The 1,006-nt window shown below is 65.8% G+C and carries 1 protein-coding gene and 1 pseudogene; both read right to left on the reverse strand.

Features of this window, described 5'->3' with window-relative positions; translation table 11 throughout:
* Window positions 1-123: 123 nt before the first annotated feature.
* Window positions 124-783, reverse strand: coding sequence for a lysophospholipid acyltransferase family protein (locus tag EOA27_RS37860; protein WP_126083182.1), 660 nt, complete (start codon window positions 781-783; stop codon window positions 124-126).
* Window positions 780-1,006 (reverse strand): annotated as a pseudogene (locus EOA27_RS37865) (hypothetical protein); the annotation flags it as partial. The gene EOA27_RS37860 and the pseudogene EOA27_RS37865, both read right to left, overlap by 4 nt.

A 1,006-nucleotide genomic window follows, 5' to 3' on the forward strand; every position in this document is an offset into this window, starting at 1 on the left:
TGAGATTGACGAGCGTCGCGCTCAGCGGCTTCGGCGCGCGCATCGAAAGGATACCGGCGGTGACGCTGGCGGTGCTCAGCACCACGAAAAGGCCGATGATGAGAATGCTGATTTCGTGGCGCATCAATCGTCTCGGTCGGGGCGCGGATTGAGCGCCAGAAGCTCGGCGCGGGCGCGCTGGAGGAAGGCGCGCCGCTCTTCGCCCGGCCCCACAACGACGGGCGCGCCGAAGACGACGCGGCAAAGCAGCGGCACAGGCAGGAACTGGCCCTTGGGCAGCACGCGCGACATGTTCTCGATCCAGCAGGGGATCAGCTCGACGTCGGGCCGCGCCATCGACAGATTGTAGAGGCCGGAACGAAAAGGCAGCAGCTCGTCGCTGGTGTTGCGGGTACCTTCGGGGAAGATGATCAGCGAATGACCCTGGTCGAGCACGGAGAGCATGATCGAGATCGGGTGCTCCGCTTCGCTCGTCCAGGTCCGACTGATCAGCACGGAAGACAACATGTCCTGCGCGATAAAGCGGCGAAGCCGCGACTTGCCCCAATATTCGGCCGCGGCGATGGCGTGCGTCTTGGCACGCTCCGTCTCGCTGAGGCAGGCCGAGAGCAGGATGAAATCGCCGTGGCTGGTGTGGTTGGCGAAATAGATGCGCTGCCGGTCGGATGGCTCGCTGCCGCTCCAGATCGGCCGCACGCCGGTGACCGCCCATGCCATCGCCGACAGGCCGACCGAGGTTACGGTCTGCAACAGCGTGTAGGTGCGCAGCGAAAGCTTGCTCATCTCGGCATCCAGAATCCGGCGGTGAGGAACGCGACGACGAAGACCGCGAAGGCTATCCGCTGCCGGGCCAGCAGGCGGCGTGTTCCGGCGATGCGATCGTCGAGCGGGCGTGGCGTGGCCGGGGCGGGCTTCAACCGCATGCGCGCCAGCATGTCGTCGACCGCGGCGCCTCCTGATATCTCGTCGCCATGCGTCGCCATCAGCCGGAACAGCAGAGCATCGA

This window comes from Mesorhizobium sp. M2A.F.Ca.ET.037.01.1.1 (assembly GCF_003998075.1).
GTDB lineage: Bacteria > Pseudomonadota > Alphaproteobacteria > Rhizobiales > Rhizobiaceae > Mesorhizobium.

Coding starts and splice junctions, on each gene's coding strand:
- EOA27_RS37860 (WP_126083182.1), bottom strand. CDS start 783: ATGAGCAAGCTTTCGCTGCGCACCTACACGCTGTTGCAGACCGTAACC.